The organism is Vibrio harveyi NBRC 15634 = ATCC 14126 = KCTC 12724, from assembly GCF_001591145.1.
In the GTDB taxonomy this organism is placed as follows: domain Bacteria; phylum Pseudomonadota; class Gammaproteobacteria; order Enterobacterales; family Vibrionaceae; genus Vibrio; species Vibrio harveyi.
In genome coordinates this window covers 56,784-77,731 of record NZ_BCUF01000015.1, presented here as the reverse complement: position 1 = coordinate 77,731, position 20,948 = coordinate 56,784, and the positions used below count along the sequence as shown (strand labels likewise).

Sequence of the window (20,948 nt, the reverse complement as noted above, 5' to 3'; positions counted from 1 at the left end):
AACACGAACCGCATGGAGGCGTCATGAAACTGTTTATTGCTAACCAAAACTACTCAAGCTGGTCACTTCGCGCATGGCTGATCTTTTCTCAATTCAAACTGGATGTGGAAGTCACCAAGCTCAAGTTATTCACGGAAGATTTTTATAAGACCTTGGAAGATATTACACCAACGGCGAAAGTACCGGTCTTGATGGATGGCGATGCAACAGTGTGGGATTCATTAGCGATTTTGGAATACGTAAACGAGCAATACTTGCAAAGTAGAGCATGGCCAAGCAACTCTGCAGAAAGAGCTAAAGCACGCGCCATCGCTTCAGAAATGCATTCGGGTTTCTTTGATTTAAGAAACGAACTCCCAATGAATATCCGCGCGCGCAGAAAAGTCGATTTAACTGAAGGTGCACGTAAAGATATTGCTCGCATTGACGCTATTTGGGCAGAACAAGCCAAGCTGCATCCGAACGGCTGGTTATTTGGAGAATGGTCGATTGCAGATGCTATGTATGCACCTGTGGCATTGCGTTTCCAAACTTATGGTATCGAGCTATCGGCAGGTGCCAAAGCCTACCAACAGAAGGTGCAAGCAAGTGAATCTCTAAAGCAATGGTTGGAAGAGGCGAGTCAAGAAACGGATATCGTAGAAGAAGATGAAGCAGGGGTAGAGGTTTAACGGCACTAGAGCCTCACTTGATGTGAGGCTCTATTAAAAATAACTTATTTACCTTTCATACATTGCAGTACTTCTGTTCGCTCGAAATGATTTTCTTCTGCATAGCTCCCCATTAAACACCCTGTATAAAAGAGAAAAGCATTTTTCAAAGCGTCTTTACTGTCAAACTTGCCCTTTTGTTTTTTGATTTCTCGTGCCATTACTGCCTGGCAGCTCTTGGTGTAAGGCTCAAGAGCTTGTTCACATTTACTAGTACTATCGAACCCAAAACAGTGCTGAAAGGCGGTTTCTTTGCAAACATAACTAGAACCTTTACTGAATAAGTTTTGCATGACCACTGCTTCCTTGATTGAAGTGAGTTCTTTAGGATCATCCATATTGACTAGCTGGAAGGCTTTTTTTGCTACCACGCTATCGCGGTAAAGTATCTCGAGTTTCCAACGACCGGACACCAGCTCGCTTTTATCGCCGAAATACCACATCGCGAGGTTACGATCATGCTTAAACATGGTGTCAGGCCAAGTGGATTCGGTGAACCCTTTGCCCGTTTTAGGATCGACAATCTTTGGATGCGTCATCCGGACAGTAATTGGGAATTTGTTGGTTTTTGCAAGGCTAGGCTCTATTTCACCCTGTGCATTCTTGGGCAACGTAACCGAGTATCGAAAGCCAATGTATTGGCCGAGTTTTGGCATCACCATTTGTGTTGGAGTCACGGTGTACTCTTTTCCCTCTTGCGTTATTACACCACCTTCAATAATGCTGACACGAGGAGATAGTAGGTCTGAGATGTTTTTCTCTTCGCTTGCTTGAGAGGTCGTTGTTAGAGCAGCGGCATAAGGTGAACCCTCGACTGAAAACAGATCAAACTCATGACCTTCAGGCAATGTAATATCATAAAGTGGGTTGTTGAATGCTGTGAACTTCTTCAAGGCTAGTTGTTGAGTCAGGTCCAGTTTGGTCAATTTATTATTGTTTAGCTCTAGTGACGTTAAATTTGGGTTTTTACCCAATTGGAATTCGGTCAACTGGTTATAGTCTGCTTTGACTTCTTGCAACTGTGTCTGTTGGCTTAAGTCCAAACTGGTGAGCTTATTATTGCGCACGTTAAGGTGCTTAAGATTCGCGCTTTTCGACAAATCAATCTCTTGCAATTGGTTTGATTGAAGAGATACGTGCGAAAGCTTTGGGTTATGGCTTAAGTCGATCGTAGTTAGGCTGCCACTTCCAAGAAAGAGTGTCTTGAGTTCGGAGTTTTGGCTAACGTTAAGTTCTGTCAGTTTATGGGCACTGAATCCAAGGTCACGCAACCGTGATAGTTGGCGAACGTCTATTTCTGCAATAGGCATTTTGTATGCGTAGAGACTTTTCAGCTTCGAGTTCTTATTGATGTTGAGCTGTGTCAGGTTGTTTTCTGAAATAGTCAGAGTTTCAAGCTCTGGGTTATGAGATAGGTCGATATCTCTCAATTGGTTGTTCGCCAAGATCAGGCGTTTGAGCTTTGGATTATGTGTAGTATCGACGCTTCTAATATTGTTATTTAGAAGAATCAAGTGTTCTAGTGCAGGGAAAAATTTAATTTCTTCCACAGAGCTAATGTTATTGTTGGAGCAGTCGAGTTCGGTCAAAATGTTTGGCGAAGACGCTTCGTAGCCGGAAAAGCAATCAGCAAAGTTTAGGTCGACGAACTGAATGTCACCAATGGTTTCTGGAGTGGAACCATAAGCAAAACCGGATAACGCCAAACTACTTGTTGCCATCACCATTTTACCGGATAACCAGATTAGGTTTACCACTGACGCCTTCATATATTAATCCTTTTCGAAGTATTTTCTTTTTAGTTTTAGGCGCTCAATTGCCTTGCCGTTAGTGAATGCTGTTTCGACAATGAATAGAGCAACAATGAATAGTTCTGCAGCAGTTTACGCAATCTCTCAAAATAAAACTCTAGGTAAACTACCGGAACTATTAGCTTTTTCATCTAAATTTTTCGAATGGTGATGAAGGTAACGTCGGTGGGAGGGGGCATTTCGAAAGCAAATAAAGTAGCGATGAATTGTGCAATGGGTGACAGGCAATATCTGTTTTTTGTAAAATTATCTGACCGTGATGAAAGTCGGTTATGTGACTCTTAGAGATGAGTCATAAAGACTTGAGACAAAAAATACGGAGTACAGATAACAGCGATAATATCCGTACCTCGTAGGCTTGTTGAGTCGCTGAGTACTCGTCTAGTTACCCAATTCACTTTTACCTTTTCTTCGTAAGTTAGCACTTAAATTACTCGTTATATTCCAGTTCAGAAAAGGCTTAGCGCCTAACTAAACATTAAGGCGTCGCACTTCATCTCCTGCCTTTTTTACCATTCAAATCAAACCACTTAGCCTTTGATTAATGCGCTTCAGTCATAGCTAAAATGCAAAGTATTCATTTTACTCATACGGTCAAATCAATAATATTTTTGTGGTTATCGAATGAGGGCGTTGGTTTTCATATCAAAAACACTTGTGGTGCGTTGGTCGAACTGGAGGTGCCTTTGATATGAGAATTAATCTGTTAAAGGAAACTATTTATGGCTCAGTTAGTCGATGAAATTGCATTTCAATCAGGGGTCAAACTGCATAATCGTATCGTGATGGCACCGATGACGATTCAGTCTGCATTCTTTGATGGCGGCGTAACGCAAGAGATGATCAACTACTATGCAGCTCGTTCCGGTGATGCAGGGGCGATCATTGTCGAGAGTGCGTTTGTAGAGAATTACGGTCGTGCTTTCCCGGGTGCGCTGGGTATTGATACCGACAGCAAAATCGCAGGTTTAACCAAGCTTGCCGATGCGATTAAAGCAAAGGGCTCCAAAGCGATTCTGCAGATTTACCATGCCGGTCGTATGGCAAACCCTGAGTTCAATGGCGGACACCAACCGATTTCTGCAAGTCCTGTCGCTGCGCTGCGTGACAACGCTGAAACACCACTTGAGATGACCAAAGAACAAATCGAAGAGATGATCGAGCGCTTTGGTGATGCAGTAAACCGTGCAATCCTTGCTGGCTTCGATGGAGTTGAAATCCACGGCGCAAACACATACCTGATTCAGCAATTCTTCTCGCCACACTCAAACCGTCGTAACGACAAATGGGGTGGTAACATTGAAAGACGTACTTCCTTCCCATTAGCTGTACTTGCAAAAACTAAGCAAGTGGCTGAGCAACATAACAAATCTGATTTCATCATCGGTTACCGCTTCTCTCCTGAAGAGATTGAACAACCGGGCATCCGCTTTGATGACACCATGTTCCTGCTAGATAAGCTTGCGACTCACGGCTTGGATTACTTCCATTTCTCAATGGGTAGCTGGTTACGTAACTCAATTGTTACGCCAGAAGACCAAGAGCCGCTAATCGACAAATACCGTAAGCTTCAATCTGAAAGTGTTGCGAAAGTACCAGTGATTGGTGTTGGTGGTATTGCTCAGCGCAAAGATGCAGAAAATGCCCTAGAGCAAGGTTACGACATGGTTAGTGTCGGTAAAGGTTATTTGGTTGAACCTACTTGGGCAAACAAAGCGCTTAACGATGAAACTTGTGCTGAGTTCGCGGACATCGCGCAACAAGAAGCGCTGCAAATTCCAACACCACTTTGGGAAATCATGGACTACATGATTGTGGACAGCGCAGCAGAAGCATTGAAGCACCAACGCATCAAAGAGCTGCAGAACGTTCCAATCAAATTTAACTCAGGTGAATACACGGCGTATGGTCGCGGTCACAATGGTGATTTACCTGTTACGGTAACTTTCTCTGAAGATAAAATCCTCGACATTGTGGTGGACTCTTCCAAAGAATCAGACGGTATCGCAAACCCAGCGTTTGAACGTATTCCTCAACAAATCCTTGATGGTCAAACACTGAACATCGACGTGATTTCAGGTGCGACAGTCAGCAGCCAAGCGGTACTGGACGGGGTCTCGAACGCGGTTGATCTCGCGGGCGGTAACTCAGAAGCACTGCGCTGCAAAGCCAAAGAAGCGGTTGCATGGTCATCGAAAACCATCGAAGAAACCGTGGATATTGTGGTTGTTGGTGGCGGCGGTGCCGGCTTGAGTGCAACGTTGACGGCACTAGATAAAGGTAAGTCGGTTATTTTGCTTGAGAAGTTCCCTGCAATCGGTGGTAACACGGTGCGTACTGGCGGTTGGGTGAACGCGGCAGAACCAAAATGGCAAGGTGATTTCCCAGCACTTCCTGGTGAAAAAGAAACCTTGATGCTGCTAGCGAAAACAGCGGAATCCGAGTTTGCGGGTGAGTACTTAGAAGACTTTAAAGTACTTAAAGCGCAACTGGATGGCTACTTTACAGATCTTGAGAACGGCAAGCAGTACTTGTTTGATTCTGTCGAATTACACCGCATTCAAACCTACCTTGGCGGTAAACGTACCGACCTGAACGGTGAATCGATTTATGGTCAATACGATTTGGTTGAAACTCTAACATCTCGCTCTATGGAATCCATTGATTGGTTGAGTGAAAAGGGCATTGATTTTGACCGTAGCGTTGTTGAGATTCCCGTTGGTGCTTTGTGGCGTCGTGCACACAAACCTAAACGTCCAAAAGGCGTAGAGTTTGTAGACAAACTATCAAAACGCATTCAAGAACAAAACGGTCGCATCATTACTGACACACGTGCAACGGATTTGATGGTTGATAACGGTAAAGTGGTGGGCATCAAAGCGGTTCAAGCGGACGGTACAGAACTTATCCTTCATGTGAATCATGGTGTGGTGTTGGCTTCTGGTGGTTTCGGCGCAAACACTCAGATGATCAAAAAGTACAACACATACTGGAAAGAAATCGCGGACGACATCAAGACCACAAACTCACCAGCATTGGTTGGTGACGGCATCGAAATTGGTGAGAAAGCGGGCGCAGAATTAGTCGGCATGGGCTTTGTGCAATTAATGCCAGTTGGTGACCCTAAATCAGGTGCGCTGCTAACCGGTCTGATTGTGCCACCAGAGAACTTTGTATTTGTGAACAAGCAAGGTAAGCGCTTTGTTGATGAGTGTGGTAGCCGTGACGTGCTTTCTGAGGCGTTCTTCGATAACGGTGGTCTGATCTACATGATTGCGGATGAGAACATTCGTCAAACCGCAGCGAATACATCAGATGAAACCATCGAGCACGAAATCAAAGAAGGCATCATTATTCAAGCTGATACGCTAGAAGAGTTGGCTGAGAAAATTGGCGTTCCGACGCAAGAGCTAACTAACACCATCGCACAATACAACGCTTGTGTGGATGCAGGACAGGATCCTGAGTTCCATAAGAGTGCGTTCGGTTTGAAAGTGGAAAAAGCACCGTTCTACGCAACGCCACGTCAGCCTTCGGTTCACCATACAATGGGTGGCTTGAAGATTGATACTAAGGCGCGCGTGATTGGTAAAGATGGCGAAGTTATTCAAGGTCTGTACGCAGCAGGCGAAGTAACGGGTGGCATCCACGCGGGCAACCGCCTCGGTGGCAACGCGCTGATCGATATCTTCACTTATGGTCGTATCGCTGGTGAAAGTGCTTCTGATCTTATTTAAGCACTCATTCAAGAGCGAAACAGAGCAAGATAAGTAATCAATAAGAGGGGAGTGATGCTTCCCTCTTTTTCCGTATTTAGTGTTTGGAGAAATCGATGAGCACCAATAAATACAGCGCCAGATTTCAGATGATGGGCACCTTTATCGATGTGGTGGTGTATCACTCGAACGGTGAGCAACTAATAAGAGAAGCCTACGCGCAACTCGCCGATTATGCAGAGCGATTTACGGTCAATCAATCCAACTCTGAGCTGATGTGCGTCAACCAAAATGCGGGTATTACACCGGTGGTGGTAGCGCAGGATCTATTTGACCTGATTAAGCTTGCTAAACAGCACAGTGAAGACACAAGAAACCCGTTTAACGTTGCAGTTGGTCCGCTTGTAAAAGCGTGGCGAATTGGTTTTAAGGATGCCAAAGTGCCGTCTCCTGATGTGATTACCGGCAAGTTATCGTTGGTCGATCCGACCAAGATCATTTTGGGCGAAGATGAACACTCGGTGTTCTTATCTCAAAGGGGGATGGAGATAGACTTGGGTGCGATTGCTAAAGGTTACTTTGCCGATCAGGTAAAGCACAAACTGGTTGAAGCAGGCGTACAAAGCGGTTTTATCAGTTTGGGTGGGAACGTACTGACCATCGGTCATTCGCCAGATAACAGCAACAAAGCATGGAATGTGGGCATTCAGAACCCATTATCAGAGCGTGGTGACGTCCTTCGCGTCGTACCTTTACAAGGCATGTCGATGGTGACATCGGGTATCAATGAGCGATTTTTTGAATCCAACGGGCAGCGTTATCATCACTTGTTGGATGCCAAAACAGGGATGCCAATCTCAACCGATATCGGCAGTTTGACGATTATCTCTCACCTGTCTGTCGATGGTGAAATTTGGAGTACCGCTGGCTTTTTACCGAGCGTAGAAGAATCGATGTCGTACCTAAATCAGCAACAGGGTATCGAGGCAGTGGTTGTTTCAAAGCAAGGTGAAGTGCACGTCACACAAGGGCTGATGGATTATAAAGGCTGTATTTTATTGCGCGAAGAGCCAGTTCTGGAAGAGTAAGATGAGGCAGAGATTCAAACCTGCCTCGTATCATTAAATTATCGCGTTAGCGTTAATCGTCCGCACCGCATTTAGCGCACTCTTCGTACGTGCGTTCGCCTTCACTGATCACAACATAACTACCCACACATTGGTCACATAGCGCCAGTTTTGGGTAGGCAATTTTCTCTTTCTTAGACGTCGTGTCGCCTTCAGTTACGTAGTATTTTCGCATTGTCATGATTCATCAGCTGGAACAAGGGCTGCATTATATCCGTAATTGAAATTCGCTGGTGGATTTCTTCGTGTCGAAGTCAAATTTTTCTGCATAAAAACAGCAGTTGGATTGTTTATCCATTTGTTAGACTGTCAATATACTAACGTTTCTACATGTTTTGATAGCTCGGTCCGCCGCCACCTTCTGGTGCTTTCCATGTGATGTTTTGCGACGGATCTTTGATGTCACAGGTTTTGCAATGCACACAATTTGCTGCATTGATTTGGAATGTTTGCTCGCCTTCGACTTCCACCACTTCATACACGCCAGCAGGGCAGTAGCGCTGGCTTGGCTCATCAAACTTCTTCAAATGGACTTGAATTGGAATATGAGGATAGGCGAGTTGCAAGTGGCAAGGTTGATTTTCTTCGTGTTGTGTACCAGACAAAAATACTGATGAGGGTTTATCGAAGCTGATTACACCATCTGGTTTCGAGTATTGAATAGGTTGGCACTCATCAATTGGTTTCAGCTGTTCATGATCGTGCGAAGGATCTGTGATTGTCCATGGTATTGGTTTTTTCACCAGAGGCTGCCACAGATTGTGTTCGAAGGTGGAAAGTGCTCCGCCTAGTACGCTGCCGAATTTGTGAATGTTCGCACCAAAGTTGCGTGTGTCACTAAGCTCTTCATACAACCATGAATCTTCAAACTTGGTTTGGTAATCCGGTTCAGAATTGGATTGTGTGATTGCTTCAGCAATCGCCTCTGCGGCTAACAAACCGGATTTCATCGCAGTATGGCTGCCTTTGATCTTAGCGACGTTTAAGGTGCCCGCATCACAACCAATCAATAAACCGCCGGGGAATTGCTGTTTCGGCAGAGAAGACAACCCACCTTTCGCAATGGCTCTTGCACCGTAAGCGATGCGTTGAGCGCCTTTCAAATGTTGTTCGATAGCAGGGTGGTGCTTAAAGCGTTGAAATTCGTCAAACGGACTTAAGTAAGGATTGCTGTAATTCAAGTCGACAATAAGCCCGACAGCGATTTGGTTGTTCTCCATGTGGTAGAGAAAACCGCCGCCGGTGGTGTTGGATTCACTCAGTGGATACCCAGCAGAGTGAATCACGCTGCCTGATTGATCTTTGGCATTGGCAGGTAACTCCCAAATCTCTTTAAGTCCAAGCGCATAATGTTGCGGTTGTTTATCATCGTCTAAACCAAATCGTTGGATGAGCTCTTTACCTAAATGACCTCGGCACCCCTCGGCGAATACGGTGTATTTGGCTTTTAGCTCAATACCGGCTTCAAAGTTGGGTTTGGCTTCTCCGTTCTTGTCCAAGCCCATATCGCTGGTGTTTACCCCTGTAACTGCGCCAAATGCATCGTAGTTAATTGTGGATGCGGCGAAACCGGGATAGACCTCAACACCAAGTGATTCTGCTTGTTCTGCTAACCAACGACACAAGTTCGCCAAACTGATGACGTAGTTGTTTTCATCATTGCGCATTGGGTTGGGGGTAAGAAAGTGGGGAACACGAACGTGATTAAGTTCTGTGGTTAGGTATAAGAAGGCATCGTTTTTTACAGCGGCGGAAAGCGGCGCGCCCATGCTTTGCCAATCAGGAAAGAGTTCACCTAATGCACGCGTTTCGAATAGCGCGCCAGATAAGATATGTGCACCAACTTCTGAACCTTTCTCTACCACACAAATAGACAGCGGTTCACCTTCACGTTCTTGGTTGAGTTGCGCTAAGCGGCATGCTGCACTCAAACCTGCAGGTCCGGCGCCGACAATCACAACATCAAATTCCATGCATTCTCTTTCCATCTTCTTGCTTCCTTTATGCGAAACCTTTCTTTGTGTTTCAGGTGCTTCTTCTATTACGCAGTGCTCGTATAAAGAACTATAGTCCAGTTGACGTAAACGTAAACTAAACTAAGCTCAAATGGTAACGTCATAAGGCGTGATAAAGATTTTTAGTGACAATGTCACAATGCGTTTTTTGTTACCAAGGTAATGAAAAGACTGAGCTTTAACACCAATCTTTGTCACGCATGACCCAATTGCTAGGACGCGTATCGCTTTGCGATCTGCTAGGAGGGAATGTGAAAGTACTGGTTGCGATTAAACGTGTAATTGACCCTTACGTTAAAGTAAGAGTCAAATCTGATGGTTCCGGCGTGGAAACCAACAACGTGAAGATGACGATGAACCCATTCTGTGAAATTGCGGTGGAAGAGGCAGTTCGCCTTAAAGAAGCTGGAGTCGCAGAGGAGGTGTTAGTGGTGTCGATTGGTGACACCAGTTGTCAGGAACAATTGCGCTCAGCACTCGCATTAGGTGCGGATCGTGCGATTCATATTGATGTTGAACAGTCACCAGAACCGCTTGCGGTCGCGAAGTTACTCAAAGCCGTGATCGAGCAAGAACAGGCTCAATTGGTGCTGCTGGGCAAACAATCAATCGATACGGATAACAACCAAGTCGCGCAAATGTTGGCGGCACTGACGAATCGTCCGCAGGGGACATTTGCTTCGGAAGTGAAAGTAGAAGGGGAAACGGTTCTGGTTACGCGAGAGATCGACGGTGGCTTAGAGACGCTCAAACTGGATTTGCCTGCGATCATCAGTACGGATTTACGTTTGAATGAACCGCGTTACGCCTCGCTACCGAATATCATGAAAGCGAAGAAGAAGCCGCTATCGGTAATGACGCCAGACTTCTTTGGTGTGAGTGTTGAGCGCTCTCAGCAAGTGCTGGAAGTCATGACGCCGCCTGCTCGTAAAGCCGGTGAGATGGTTGGCAGTGTGAGCGAGTTAGTCGACAAACTCAAAAATGAAGCGAAAGTGATTTAGGAGGCATAACTATGGAAAACAAACCGTTAGCAACCTTGGTCGTTGTGGAGCACGATAACCAATCACTTTTAGCGGATACATTACGTGCGTTGAGCGCGGCTTCTCAGATTCAACAAGACGGTGCCTCTTTGCCTGTAACCGCCTTGTTAGTCGGGCATCAATGCGGCTCAGTATTGAATGAGTTGAAGTGTGCAGAGGGCATCTCACAGATCATTGCGATTGATGCTGCTGAATATCAGCATGCATTGGCAGAAAACTTGTCTAGCTTGATTGCCGAAGTTGGTCGAGATTATTCGCATATCCTTGCCCCTGCGAGTACTTTCGGTAAGAACTTGATGCCTCGTGTCGCTGCTTTACTGGATGTTGGGCAATTGTCAGATGTGATTGCGATCGAATCGCTCGATACGGTTATTCGCCCCATTTATGCCGGTAATGCGTTAGCCAGAGTTCGTTCGGACGATACAACCAAAGTAATGACGATTCGAAGTTCATCGTTTGACGCAATTCCGGTGTCTGACTCACCAGTAGTCGAGAATGTCGTGACGTTAGAAACTGTCATTAAGGCAGAGCACAGTGAGTTTGTTTCACAGCAAAAAGCGGAAAGTGAAAGACCAGAACTACCTGCGGCAAACGTTGTTGTCTCTGGTGGTCGAGGGTTAGGCAGCAAAGAGAATTTCGCGCTGGTGGAACAGCTTGCTGATAAGCTTGGTGGTGCAATTGGTGCATCACGCGCTGCGGTAGACGCAGGCTTTGTCTCTAACGATTTGCAAGTTGGACAAACGGGTAAAATTGTCGCGCCTCAACTGTACATTGCCGTGGGTATTTCCGGAGCCATTCAGCATTTGGCTGGGATGAAAGATTCCAAGGTGATTGTGGCGATCAACAGTGATCCTGAAGCACCAATCTTCCAAGTCGCAGACTATGGTTTGGTTGGCGATTTGTTTGAGATTATGCCGGAATTATTGGAGAAGGTTTAATTTCGCTATTTTTCGGGCGTCATTCCCTGGAGTGAAGAATGAGCGAGTAGGGAATCTCTCTTTAAATTCATCCTCAAAACAAAAGGGCTTCCAATCGGAAGCCCTTTATTGTTCGGGACAAACGTTCTCTAAACACTCGCTTTTCTCAAGTGCTCCGCCAGTACTTTTGTGAACCTTGCTGCTTCACCGCCGGTACATGCTCGGTGGTCAAACGTAATCGACAGCGGCATGGCTTTGACTGCCACAGCTTGCCCGTCTCGAATTACGACTTTCTCAATGATTCGACCTGCACCGACAATCGCGACTTGTGGCGGCGTGACCACTGGCGTTGCGTAAATGCCTGCAATTGCGCCAAAGTTTGAAAGCGTAATGGTGGCGTGCTGTAACTGCTCACGACCGATCTTGCGTTCACGTATGCCTTGTACGGTTTGGTCTAACCAACGACGTACCTCTTGTGGCTCGTATTCATCAGCGTGTCTTAGAACCGGTACGTATAAACCGTGTCGACTGTCTACGGCAATACCAATGTTCACCGTACTGTGGACACAACGCGTCATGGTTTCGGCATCGAACCATGCATTCATGGCAGGCTCTTCCTGACAGGCATGCACGATCGCTTGGACCAGACGAATACTGATGTCTTCGCCTTGCTTCCAGCCTTCCAAAACGGCTTCTTCGGTAATGGTGACAGCTGCGACATTGTGATGGGATTCAGCCATGGTCGATACCATGGTTCGGCGTGCGCCTTTAAGCACCTCTGTGCCCGGACGCTGCTTGCCTGCTTCATCGTAGATATCGGCATCGACGATCAAACCATCCGGACCGCTGCCTTTGACCAAATCTAAATCCACACCCAGTTTTTTCGCTAATAGGCGAGCAGAAGGAAGCGCAGTGATGAGGTTATCTGGCGATGGATTATGTTCACCACCAATCCAGAAATCGTCCACATTCACGCTGTGTGCATGTTGGGAGACATTACCAACCACCGTTGCTGCATCGGCAGTTTGTTTCTGTTCGGAGACGGTTTGTTCTGCTCCCGTTTCATCGATTTCAAGAAGTAGAGCACCAATGTTGATTACGTCGCCTTCTTCACCATAACGACTCACGATACGACCACCATAAGGCGCAGGAACATCCACGGTCGCTTTTGCTGTTTCGACGGTAAGCACCACTTGATCCAGCTTGACCATATCGCCAACACTAATATGCCATTTCACAATTTCTGACTCAGCGAGACCCTCGCCGAGATCGGGTAAGTTAAATGTCTTCATTTCCAATCCTCCACGAGTTCGCGCGCGGCGAGCACAATGTCTTCTTCCTGAATCATGTAATAATCTTCGTTGCGGTAGTACGGCATGATGGTATCCATACCAGTGACACGTTTTGGTGGCGCTTTGAGGAGGCACATCGCATGTTCTGCGGTTCTGGCTAGCAGTTCTGAGCCGACACCACAGGTTTTGCTGGCTTCATGTACCACCAAGAGGCGTCCGGTTTTCTCAAGCGAACGGAAGATGGTCGCGGTATCAATGGGTTTGATGCTGGCTAAATCAATCACCTCAACTTCGATACCTTGATTGGACAGCGTTTGAGCCGCTTGCAGTGATTCGACAACACACGCTCCCCAAGTCACTAACGTAATGTCGCGACCTTTGCGTAGGGTAAAGCAAGTGTCGAGAGGTAGCGCTTCGCCGTTATCCACCACTTCAGATTTCACTGTGCGATAGATACGTTTTGGCTCAAAGAACATCACCGGATCGTTGCTACGAATTGCTGCTAGGAGCAAACCATAAGCGCGTTGCGGAGATGAAGGAATCACAACCTTAAAACCTGCGGTGTGAGCAAACAATGCTTCGACACTTTCAGAATGGTGCTCTGGTGCGTGAATACCACCACCAAAGGGCGCGCGGAACACTGCAGGGCAGGTGAGTCGACCACGAGTACGGTTACGCATTCGTGCTGCGTGACACATCAAATGCTCCAATGCAGGGAAGACAAAGCCTTGGAATTGAAACTCTACCACAGGTCTTAAGCCTTGCGTTGCCATGCCGACAGTGACTCCGCCAATAAGCGCTTCAGCTAAAGGTGTGTCGATAACACGCTTAAGACCGTATTTTTGCTTGAGCCCTACAGTGGCGCGGAATACACCGCCGTTATCACCCACGTCTTCGCCAAGGACGATGACATTCGGATCGTGTTCCATTTCATGGTGCAGCGCGAGGTTCACTGCTTCAACTAACGTGAGTTCAGCCATGTTTCCCTCCCTGCATTCGCATTGCTTTGTTGATTAGCTCATCCCTTTGCGCATGAAGCTCTTGGGGTAGGGATTCATAAAGGAAATCGAAGCCCGTTTCAGGCGCTTGATTCGGCATGTTGAGATAACGTTCAACGGCGAGTTCAACTTGTTCTTTACAGTGGGCTTGCCACTCTTGCTCTTTCTCGTTACTCCAAACGCCTTGATTGGTGAGAAAGGCTTTAAGTCGACGGACGGGCTCATATTGCCAAGCCGTTTGAACCTCGTCCTCGTTACGATAGCGGGTCGCGTCGTCGGCGGTGGTGTGATCGCTCAAGCGGTAATTTACTGCTTCAATTAACGTCGCGCCTTTGCCTTTTCTCGCTCGTTCAAGGGCGGTCATTGTTGCATCAAATACCGCGACGACGTCATTGCCATCCACCGTAAGACCAGGGATACCGGCGCCTTTAGCTTTTTCTGAGAGAAATTCCGCAGCACATTGCAAACTGCGCGGAACGGAGATCGCCCATTGGTTATTGTTCACCACAAAGACTAATGGGATGTTCCAAGCGCCCGCACAGTTAATGGATTCAAGGAAGTCGCCTTTGGAAGTGCCGCCATCACCGCACATCACCAAAGCCGCATCGTGATTGCCTTGGATTTTCAGTGCTGCTGCAACACCAACGGCATGGGTACACTGTGTTGCGATTGGGACACAGAAGGGCAGATCTTTGCTAGGAAAAGGGCTACCTTCGGGAGCGAAGTCGCTGCCGCGTTCATCGCCTCCCCAGTATTGCAGGTTCTTCTCCATTCCTATACCACGACACCACATGGCGGGCATATCGCGATAATAAGGAACAAATACATCACTGGCTTTTAGCGCTCTGCCTACCGCTATCCCAACGGCTTCCGAGCCAAGGTGTGATGGGTAGGTGCCTAATTTACCAGTGCGCTGCAAGGCAACGGCTTTGTTATCGTAAGTGCGAGTTAATATCATGTCTTGATAAAACCCGACCAATATTTCGAGATCAGCCCAGTTGGGTAGTTGGCTGACGAGGTTCCCATCATGGTCGATAAACCGATGCATGGGTAATGCCTGAACGTTCATCTCAAGCTCCTTTTGACGCTGCGGGTCTTTTGGACTGCAGCTGCTCATTGTTTCGATCTCAGCCTGTATGGGTACTCAGGCTTTGATATCAGCGCAAAAGGTCATACCTAGGATTGCAGTTGTTTTGATAGTTATCGACGCTTTTGGTGCTCGTCTCTCTAACAAAAGTGTGTTCTGGTAAAACACAAGGCGTCATTTATTACTGCTGTTTACACCGCCTAATCCAGTGATGAATCTTGGTATAACCAGATACAGTAAGTGTAAACAAATTGTTAAATTATGCTTTAATTTGAGTTGTAATCCACAGTAAAGTTTCGCTTACACCGTATTTTTCTAGGATAAAACACTGCTTTTTTGAATTGTACGTTTTCGAAGTTGAAGGGAATCACTGAGTTTGACAGGAAATTTGTAATAAAATTATGCTGTAAAATTCGACAGGTTGAGTGATTTATCAACCATATTCGCGCAGATCTAGTAACACGTTAATCTCTCCGTCACGCTTTGACGATAGATTTGAATTTGTCGCTTCCCTCGATAGTTGAATGAAGGTAGTGTGGCGACTAATGAAAGTCAGTGATACGCATGGAGAAGTTATGTACCACATTCATGTTTACTTCCCGCTTCAGCAGCAGGATAAAGCTCAAGCCTTGAATGAGATCATTCGTCAAGAACGCCAAGATGTTTTGCGCGTTTTCCCTTTAGTGTGCAAGTTGGTTGGTCCACATAAGATGCCGATGTTTGAGCTACATGTTGAATCGATAAGTGATGAGTTTATCGCATGGCTTGATACTATTCGTGGCGGTTTTTCGGTTTTGATTCATCCAGTCAGTGACAACGAGCTGCGTGATCATACCGAGCGTGCGATTTGGTTAGGTCGTGAGCTTGGCGTGTTTGAAGAAAAGCTCGAAGCATAATTCGTTTGGGTAGACCGTTTCTTTCCCTCCTGTTTGGTCTATCCAGATTCAGCAATTCCGTCCATCGTGTGCTAAACCTTAATAACGGTAGTGATAAAGTCGTCACTGCCGTTTTGATTATATTTATGATGTTTAACAATGCGTTAAAACAAGATTAAGCACAAAAACAGGGAAGTGCAGTTTACGACCCCAACGCCATTGGCAGTGGAAAAGGACATTTCTGGAGGGGAAAGGGTATGCTTACAATACTCTTAGTAGCACTTGCGCTGTATATTTTCTGGTTGTTGTTTCGTAACGGTCCTGCGTTTGCAGAGCGAGTGCCGAACAAAAAACGTAACTGGGTCGGACCTACGTCAAATCAAAAAGAATGGCAGGGCTATTGCTCCGAAGTCTTTCAGCCATTCAGCTCTCAAACTACCTTCTATGCCATCGCTTATTTTGCCAATTTTGTCGCTGCGGCAAACGCCATATCATGGTCGATAGTGTACGAGGGCGATTACTCCGTCATCATCAGTCGCTTTGGCAGCTACTTCATTCTCAACACGCACGATGCCTTGGTAATATCTGGGTTCGTCGCACTGGCGTGTTTCATCATTAATTGGCAAATGGCGGTGCACTGCGCGGGGATCATGAGCCAGTATTTGGTGCGAATCTTAATCATCAATCGCACGCGCTTCGTTGCGATTAGTTTGGTGTTCTGCAGTTACTTTGCATACCTGCTGACTGTCGGCATTTTTTGGTTGTTCCACGACGGATACTCTATTTGGCATGGGCTTACGCTCACTCCGGTATTTCTGCTGTTGGCTTTGTTGCTTGCGGTTGTGTTGCCATCAATGAAGAAAGAACCTGCCGAGAAAGAGTAAGCGCCACTTATTTCATTGAGTTGCGGTAGTAATTCCACTGAGGTTGAGGTAGGATTGCCGACCTTTTTTCGTCAGTGGGAGGACTTATGTATATCGGCTTTGACTACGGCACCGCGAACTGTTCGGTGGCGAAAATGGAACAAGGTGAACCGCAGCTTTTAAACCTTGAAGGGAATAGCCCTTACATTCCTTCCACCCTTGCTGCACCAACGCGTGAATCGGTGTCTGAACACTTGTTCCGACATCGCAGCATCAAACCTTTCGATCAGGTTGGTGAGCAGGTTTTGCGTCGCGCGATCAACCTTAATCGTGAAGAAAGCATTGAACTTGAGCCAGAAGACATGGCGTTTGGTCAAGCGGCATTGAATCGCTACTTGGAAGATCCTCGCGATATCTATTACGTGAAGTCCCCAAAGTCTTTCCTCGGTGCTTCTGGTCTGCGTGATGTTCAGCTGAGTTTCTTTGAAGATCTGGTTTGCGCCATGATGGACAACATCAAATCGCAAGCAGAGAACAGCGCGCAGCAAATTATTACTGATGCAGTGATTGGTCGTCCGATCAACTTCCACGGTCGTGGTGGTGAGACGGCAAACATTCAAGCGGAAGGCATTCTTTTAAGAGCAGCAAAACGTGCTGGTTTTCAGAACATCGAATTCCAATTTGAGCCGGTAGCGGCAGGTCTGGAATACGAAGCAACGCTAACCGAAGATAAAACCATTCTGGTGGTTGATATCGGTGGTGGTACGACAGACTGTTCTTTGATTGAGATGGGACCATCTTGGCGAGGTAAAGCCGACCGTACAGCAAGTCTGTTGGCGCACAGTGGTCAGCGTATTGGTGGTAACGATTTGGATATCGCCTTGGCGTTCAAACAACTGATGTTCCCATTCGGTATGGAGAGCAAGATGGAATCGGGCATCATGATGCCAACCACGCAGTTCTGGAACCCAATTGCGATCAACAATGTGGAAGCGCAGAGCGATTTCTACTCACGTGAAAACTTATCGGCGTTGAAACTGCTGCACAAGCAAGCGCAAGAGCCTGAGAAGCTGGCTCGTTTGCTAGAGGTTTACCACGAATCACTGGGCTACAACATCGTGCGTCGCGCAGAAGAAGCCAAAGTCGCGTTGTCTGACCAAGCGTCTTACCGTGCGGGCATTAACTTGTTGTCTGAGTTGATTGAAGTCGATGTTCAACGTGATGAGATGATTGAAGCAATTGAATCACCAAAGAACAAGATGACGGCTTTGGTTACTGAAGCGGTAGAGCAAGCGGGCGTGAAGCCGGATGCGATCTTTATGACGGGCGGTTCGGCACGTTCACCTATTTTGCGTGATGCAGTGCAGACAGTATTGCCAAACATTCCAGTGGTGAGTGGCAACTACTTTGGTTCGGTCACTGCTGGTCTAGCGCGCTGGGCAGAGGTTTGCTTTCAGTAAGACTGAGCGAGGAACGAACGAGTAGGGAATCTCTAAAGTGCACATCAGTACAACCAAAGGTGCACACGGCTAGAATCATAGGTACCAAAAGAGAAAGAGCCCGCTGAAGTAGCGGGCTCTTTTCGTTTAGGCGATTAATGGTGGTGCGTGTGCTTCTCCATGTGGTCTTTCTTCTCAACCGCCATTTCTACTTCCACTTTACCTGCTTTTTTGAACGTCAAAGTCACAGGGAAACGGTCGCCTTCTTTTAGCGTTTGGGTTGGGTTGAAGATCATGAGATGGAAGCTGCCTGGCTTGAATTCCACTTTCTGCTGAGGCTCTACCACGACTTCATCAATCTTAATCATCTTCATCATGCCGTCTTCTTTCGTGTGAGTATGAATTTCCACACGGTCAGCAATCGGTGTCGAAGCCGCAATCAGTGCGTCGTCGACGTCACCTAGGTTACTTAGCTGGAAGAAACCGCCAATTACTGGTGCATTTGGTGGCGCTTCACGGCTCCAAGGATGATCGATGTGAATCTTGCCTGCTTCGTATTCGTGAGCAAGGCTGAGTGGGCTTGCAAATAAAGCGACAAGAGCGATAGCTGTGGTTTTGATTGTTTTAAGCATTAGTGTTTTCCTTATGAAATTTGGCTTCTCCGATTCGAAAGTCCGATCGGCTTAATAGTTGTTTTCGTGTGCCACATGCAGAGCATTAGGCGAGGAAAGCACAAGGCGGTGATTGTTTTGGTGCGACGTGTTTATAGACTTGTTTGCCACAAATCGCGAATTGGTAATGTATGAGCGTGTTCTTAGTGCGCCTTAACCAAGAAAGCGTAGCAAGATAAAGTCCTAGCGCGATAGAAATAAAGAATTGCGCTGCTTGCAATAACGGACACTCAAATTGAAATCCATCATGCAGATTAAGGTCTTGAACAAATTCAGAATTGGGCAGTGCGTTGGCTTCAATCAGTTCGTTAATATCCACCCATTTAAAGCCATCAGCGGTACACAGCAACACCTTTTCATCTTGAACTTGGTTTAGCCAATTTTCGCTGTGGATTTGCGTAGGGTTTAGTGCCGCAGTCGACGTTAGGTACAGTTGAAACAGCACAGCGATAATGATCGTGATAGCGCTTAGTGTCTGTTTTCCTTGCTGTATTCTGAGTATATCCATGCGACTCGATAGTGAGATTTTTAACGCGGCGATACTAACAAACGAACAATAATTTGTAACTATAAGTTTATAAAATGGTGATGTGAGTGTGTTTTATTTGTTTTGTGGTTATTTGTTCTGAGAACCGAAATCGCAAATGTCGTTATCTAGTAGCCTTCTAAATCCATTGGTAGGCTGAATTTTAGGAATTTTGTTGGTGATTTTACGTGCTAGAATCGAACTGATTCAATTCAAACTGATTATCTATTCCTCACTTGTTTTCCATTAACGGAATTATGACAGTAATTTAATAAAGGATACGGTATTCTCCGCACCTTTGTAGTTGCTTGAAGCGCCCATCACATAAGGGCTGCGGAATCTTAAGAAATTTCTCCAATGAAATACGAACAACAGATCGGATATCGATATCCTAAAGGTCGATTTGCTATGGTGAGCGTGTACGCGTTTACTGGCGCTGCGATTTTAGCATCGACTATTTTTTCTCTTTTACTGTTTTTGTCGATTGACGAAAACCCAATGATGCAGGCGCTATTTGGCGGTCTGGCAATCATCTTTGAAGCGGGCAAGTTTTACGCTTGGTATGAATACGGTGAGCGTCGTGCACACAGAAACTACACCGGAGCCCTAACGGCGTTAGTTTTCTATTTGGTGCTTGCCGCTATTTCTATCGGCGGCAGTATCGGTGGCATCAACAGTGCGACCAACAGCGCCCAAAGTCATATCTCTGTAGAACAAGCGAAAGTGGAAGCCTACAACCGTCAGATTGCGTCAATCGATAAGCAGATTGAACTGAACAACATGGCGGCGCAAAAGTACATCGAGATGGAGCGTATCGCAACTGGCGTAACGCGCATTCAAGAGCAGAACAAGAAGCTACGTGAAGAGCAACAACGTTTAGCAACAGAGCGTGATAGCTTACCGCCAGTGGCGCAAGGTTCGGTGATTGGTTTGATCGACAGCTTAGCGAAAGCATTTGGAACGACCTCTTCTCAAGCGCAGTTGGGCTTGGTGGTGTTCTTATCTATCTTGTTGGATTTCTTTGCTGCTTTCTTTGTGGGTTTGATTGGTGAAGAGAATCGCTTCCGCCATTTCTTCCGTCGTAACGACGGAATAACGCTCGCAAACGTTCGAGATATTGACCCAGAGCCAGCGGGATACTTGCCTCATATCAAAGAGGAAGCCGAGCCTGAAGCGCAACAAGAGCTTGAACCAGAAGAGCCAAAAACGTTATTAGAGCAGGTGAGTGACGCGTTAAAAGGTCACCAAATTACTTGCACCAAAAAAGCGGTGGCGAAGCAGTTCAGACTTTCGGCAGAAGAGGTCGACAAAGTGTTTGAAGAACTAGCTAAACTTGGTTTAGTCGGTAAGAAAGCCAACCACCATTACCACTGGATTGGTCAAGCGGAAGTGGCTTAAGCATCGCGAACGAAAAAACAAAGGAGCGTCTAGATGGACGCTCTTTTCATTTACTCTAAACCGATATTTCACCAATCGACTCACTTCAGGCTGACGATTAATCAGTGATGATCTTCTTGGTTGTGTTTTTAATAGGTTTCTTCTCTTTCTCTGGCATTGCAGCGCCGACGGCCTTACCTGCAAGTCCTTCCTCGGGTAGCGCGTCTTTACCGGCTTCCACCGTGCTGTCTTTTAAGGCTTCTTTTGGTGTGCATCGACCACCGACTCCCACTACCGCTTTAGTGGCTGTTGCTTTGGCTGCTTTTTCTGCGTCACAGTCTGGGTCCAATACGCCAGCGTCCGCAGAGGTTGCGCCAAATAGGAGGAGAAGTAGGGCAAGGTTACGTTTGCTCATTACAGTTACCGTCTTCATGTCAACATGGATTAAGTGCAACTGAGTGATATGAGTTTGCAGGAAAAGAAA

Annotated in this window: 18 protein-coding genes; 9 read left to right on the top strand and 9 right to left on the bottom strand. The window is 46.4% G+C overall.

The window, feature by feature from the left end; translation table 11 throughout:
* The first annotated feature begins 23 nt into the window (after nucleotides 1-23).
* Nucleotides 24-671, top strand: coding sequence for a glutathione S-transferase family protein (locus tag VHA02S_RS10120; protein ID WP_038897489.1), 648 nt, complete (start codon nucleotides 24-26; stop codon nucleotides 669-671).
* Nucleotides 672-715: 44 nt separating this feature from the next.
* On the opposite strand, the gene VHA02S_RS10115 is transcribed toward VHA02S_RS10120, so the two are convergent.
* A complete protein-coding gene (locus VHA02S_RS10115) occupies nucleotides 716-2,479 on the bottom strand; it encodes a leucine-rich repeat domain-containing protein (RefSeq protein ID WP_038897490.1) in 1,764 nt (587 codons plus the stop codon).
* Between the two features lie 764 nt (nucleotides 2,480-3,243).
* On the opposite strand from VHA02S_RS10115, the gene ard reads away from it, so the two are divergent.
* Both ard and VHA02S_RS10105 read left to right on the top strand, forming a co-directional pair.
* The gene (ard, locus tag VHA02S_RS10110; protein WP_038897492.1) at nucleotides 3,244-6,258 is read left to right on the top strand and encodes a flavocytochrome c; all 3,015 of its coding nucleotides are present in this window, start codon (nucleotides 3,244-3,246) and stop codon (nucleotides 6,256-6,258) included.
* Nucleotides 6,259-6,353: 95 nt separating this feature from the next.
* A complete protein-coding gene (locus tag VHA02S_RS10105; RefSeq protein WP_038897493.1) occupies nucleotides 6,354-7,325 on the top strand; it encodes an FAD:protein FMN transferase in 972 nt (323 codons plus the stop codon).
* 52 nt (nucleotides 7,326-7,377) lie between these two features.
* Here the strand turns inward: VHA02S_RS10105 and VHA02S_RS25805 are convergent, their stop codons facing one another.
* Nucleotides 7,378-7,545 (bottom strand): hypothetical protein, encoded by a 168-nt coding sequence (locus VHA02S_RS25805; protein ID WP_153303268.1) that lies wholly within the window; start codon nucleotides 7,543-7,545, stop codon nucleotides 7,378-7,380.
* 145 nt (nucleotides 7,546-7,690) lie between these two features.
* On the bottom strand, nucleotides 7,691-9,352 hold the full coding sequence (locus VHA02S_RS10100; protein ID WP_038897494.1) for an electron transfer flavoprotein-ubiquinone oxidoreductase: 1,662 nt from the start codon (nucleotides 9,350-9,352) through the stop codon (nucleotides 7,691-7,693).
* A gap of 278 nt (nucleotides 9,353-9,630) precedes the next feature.
* Between VHA02S_RS10100 and VHA02S_RS10095 the strand changes: the two genes are divergently transcribed.
* Nucleotides 9,631-10,380: an electron transfer flavoprotein subunit beta/FixA family protein gene (locus tag VHA02S_RS10095; protein ID WP_038897495.1), complete on the top strand. Its 750-nt coding sequence runs from the start codon at nucleotides 9,631-9,633 to the stop codon at nucleotides 10,378-10,380.
* Nucleotides 10,381-10,391: 11 nt separating this feature from the next.
* Complete coding sequence (locus VHA02S_RS10090; protein WP_038897496.1) at nucleotides 10,392-11,357, top strand: electron transfer flavoprotein subunit alpha/FixB family protein; 966 nt, start codon at nucleotides 10,392-10,394, stop codon at nucleotides 11,355-11,357.
* Between the two features lie 128 nt (nucleotides 11,358-11,485).
* Here VHA02S_RS10090 and VHA02S_RS10085 read toward each other — a convergent pair whose 3' ends face one another.
* The 3 genes from VHA02S_RS10085 to pdhA are packed head-to-tail and all read right to left on the bottom strand — an operon-like array spanning nucleotide 11,486 to nucleotide 14,695.
* Nucleotides 11,486-12,628, bottom strand: a complete 1,143-nt coding sequence (locus tag VHA02S_RS10085; RefSeq protein WP_038897497.1) for a dihydrolipoamide acetyltransferase family protein — start codon at nucleotides 12,626-12,628, stop codon at nucleotides 11,486-11,488.
* Complete coding sequence (locus VHA02S_RS10080; protein ID WP_038897498.1) at nucleotides 12,625-13,608, bottom strand: alpha-ketoacid dehydrogenase subunit beta; 984 nt, start codon at nucleotides 13,606-13,608, stop codon at nucleotides 12,625-12,627. The genes VHA02S_RS10085 and VHA02S_RS10080 overlap by 4 nt, the downstream gene beginning before the upstream one ends.
* Nucleotides 13,601-14,695, bottom strand: a complete 1,095-nt coding sequence (gene pdhA / locus VHA02S_RS10075; protein ID WP_038897499.1) for a pyruvate dehydrogenase (acetyl-transferring) E1 component subunit alpha — start codon at nucleotides 14,693-14,695, stop codon at nucleotides 13,601-13,603. Before pdhA ends, VHA02S_RS10080 begins: the two co-directional genes overlap by 8 nt.
* 593 nt (nucleotides 14,696-15,288) lie before the next feature.
* Here pdhA and VHA02S_RS10070 point away from each other — a divergent pair.
* The 3 genes from VHA02S_RS10070 to yegD all read left to right on the top strand — a co-directional run bounded on the left by VHA02S_RS10070 (nucleotide 15,289) and on the right by yegD (nucleotide 17,911).
* On the top strand, nucleotides 15,289-15,609 hold the full coding sequence (locus VHA02S_RS10070) for a DOPA 4,5-dioxygenase family protein (protein ID WP_005450131.1): 321 nt from the start codon (nucleotides 15,289-15,291) through the stop codon (nucleotides 15,607-15,609).
* Between the two features lie 236 nt (nucleotides 15,610-15,845).
* Nucleotides 15,846-16,472, top strand: a complete 627-nt coding sequence (locus VHA02S_RS10065) for a hypothetical protein (RefSeq protein ID WP_009696323.1) — start codon at nucleotides 15,846-15,848, stop codon at nucleotides 16,470-16,472.
* A gap of 86 nt (nucleotides 16,473-16,558) precedes the next feature.
* Nucleotides 16,559-17,911, top strand: a complete 1,353-nt coding sequence (gene yegD, locus VHA02S_RS10060; RefSeq protein WP_038897500.1) for a molecular chaperone — start codon at nucleotides 16,559-16,561, stop codon at nucleotides 17,909-17,911.
* Between the two features lie 134 nt (nucleotides 17,912-18,045).
* On the opposite strand, the gene VHA02S_RS10055 is transcribed toward yegD, so the two are convergent.
* Nucleotides 18,046-18,522 (bottom strand): copper chaperone PCu(A)C, encoded by a 477-nt coding sequence (locus tag VHA02S_RS10055; protein WP_038897502.1) that lies wholly within the window; start codon nucleotides 18,520-18,522, stop codon nucleotides 18,046-18,048.
* 85 nt (nucleotides 18,523-18,607) lie between these two features.
* Nucleotides 18,608-19,069, bottom strand: a complete 462-nt coding sequence (locus tag VHA02S_RS10050) for a hypothetical protein (protein ID WP_005450125.1) — start codon at nucleotides 19,067-19,069, stop codon at nucleotides 18,608-18,610.
* Nucleotides 19,070-19,444: 375 nt separating this feature from the next.
* Here VHA02S_RS10050 and VHA02S_RS10045 point away from each other — a divergent pair, with 375 nt between their 5' ends.
* Nucleotides 19,445-20,485 (top strand): hypothetical protein, encoded by a 1,041-nt coding sequence (locus VHA02S_RS10045; RefSeq protein ID WP_038897503.1) that lies wholly within the window; start codon nucleotides 19,445-19,447, stop codon nucleotides 20,483-20,485.
* 97 nt (nucleotides 20,486-20,582) lie between these two features.
* On the opposite strand, the gene VHA02S_RS10040 is transcribed toward VHA02S_RS10045, so the two are convergent.
* A complete protein-coding gene (locus VHA02S_RS10040) occupies nucleotides 20,583-20,879 on the bottom strand; it encodes a hypothetical protein (RefSeq protein WP_038897504.1) in 297 nt (98 codons plus the stop codon).
* Nucleotides 20,880-20,948: the final 69 nt, after the last annotated feature.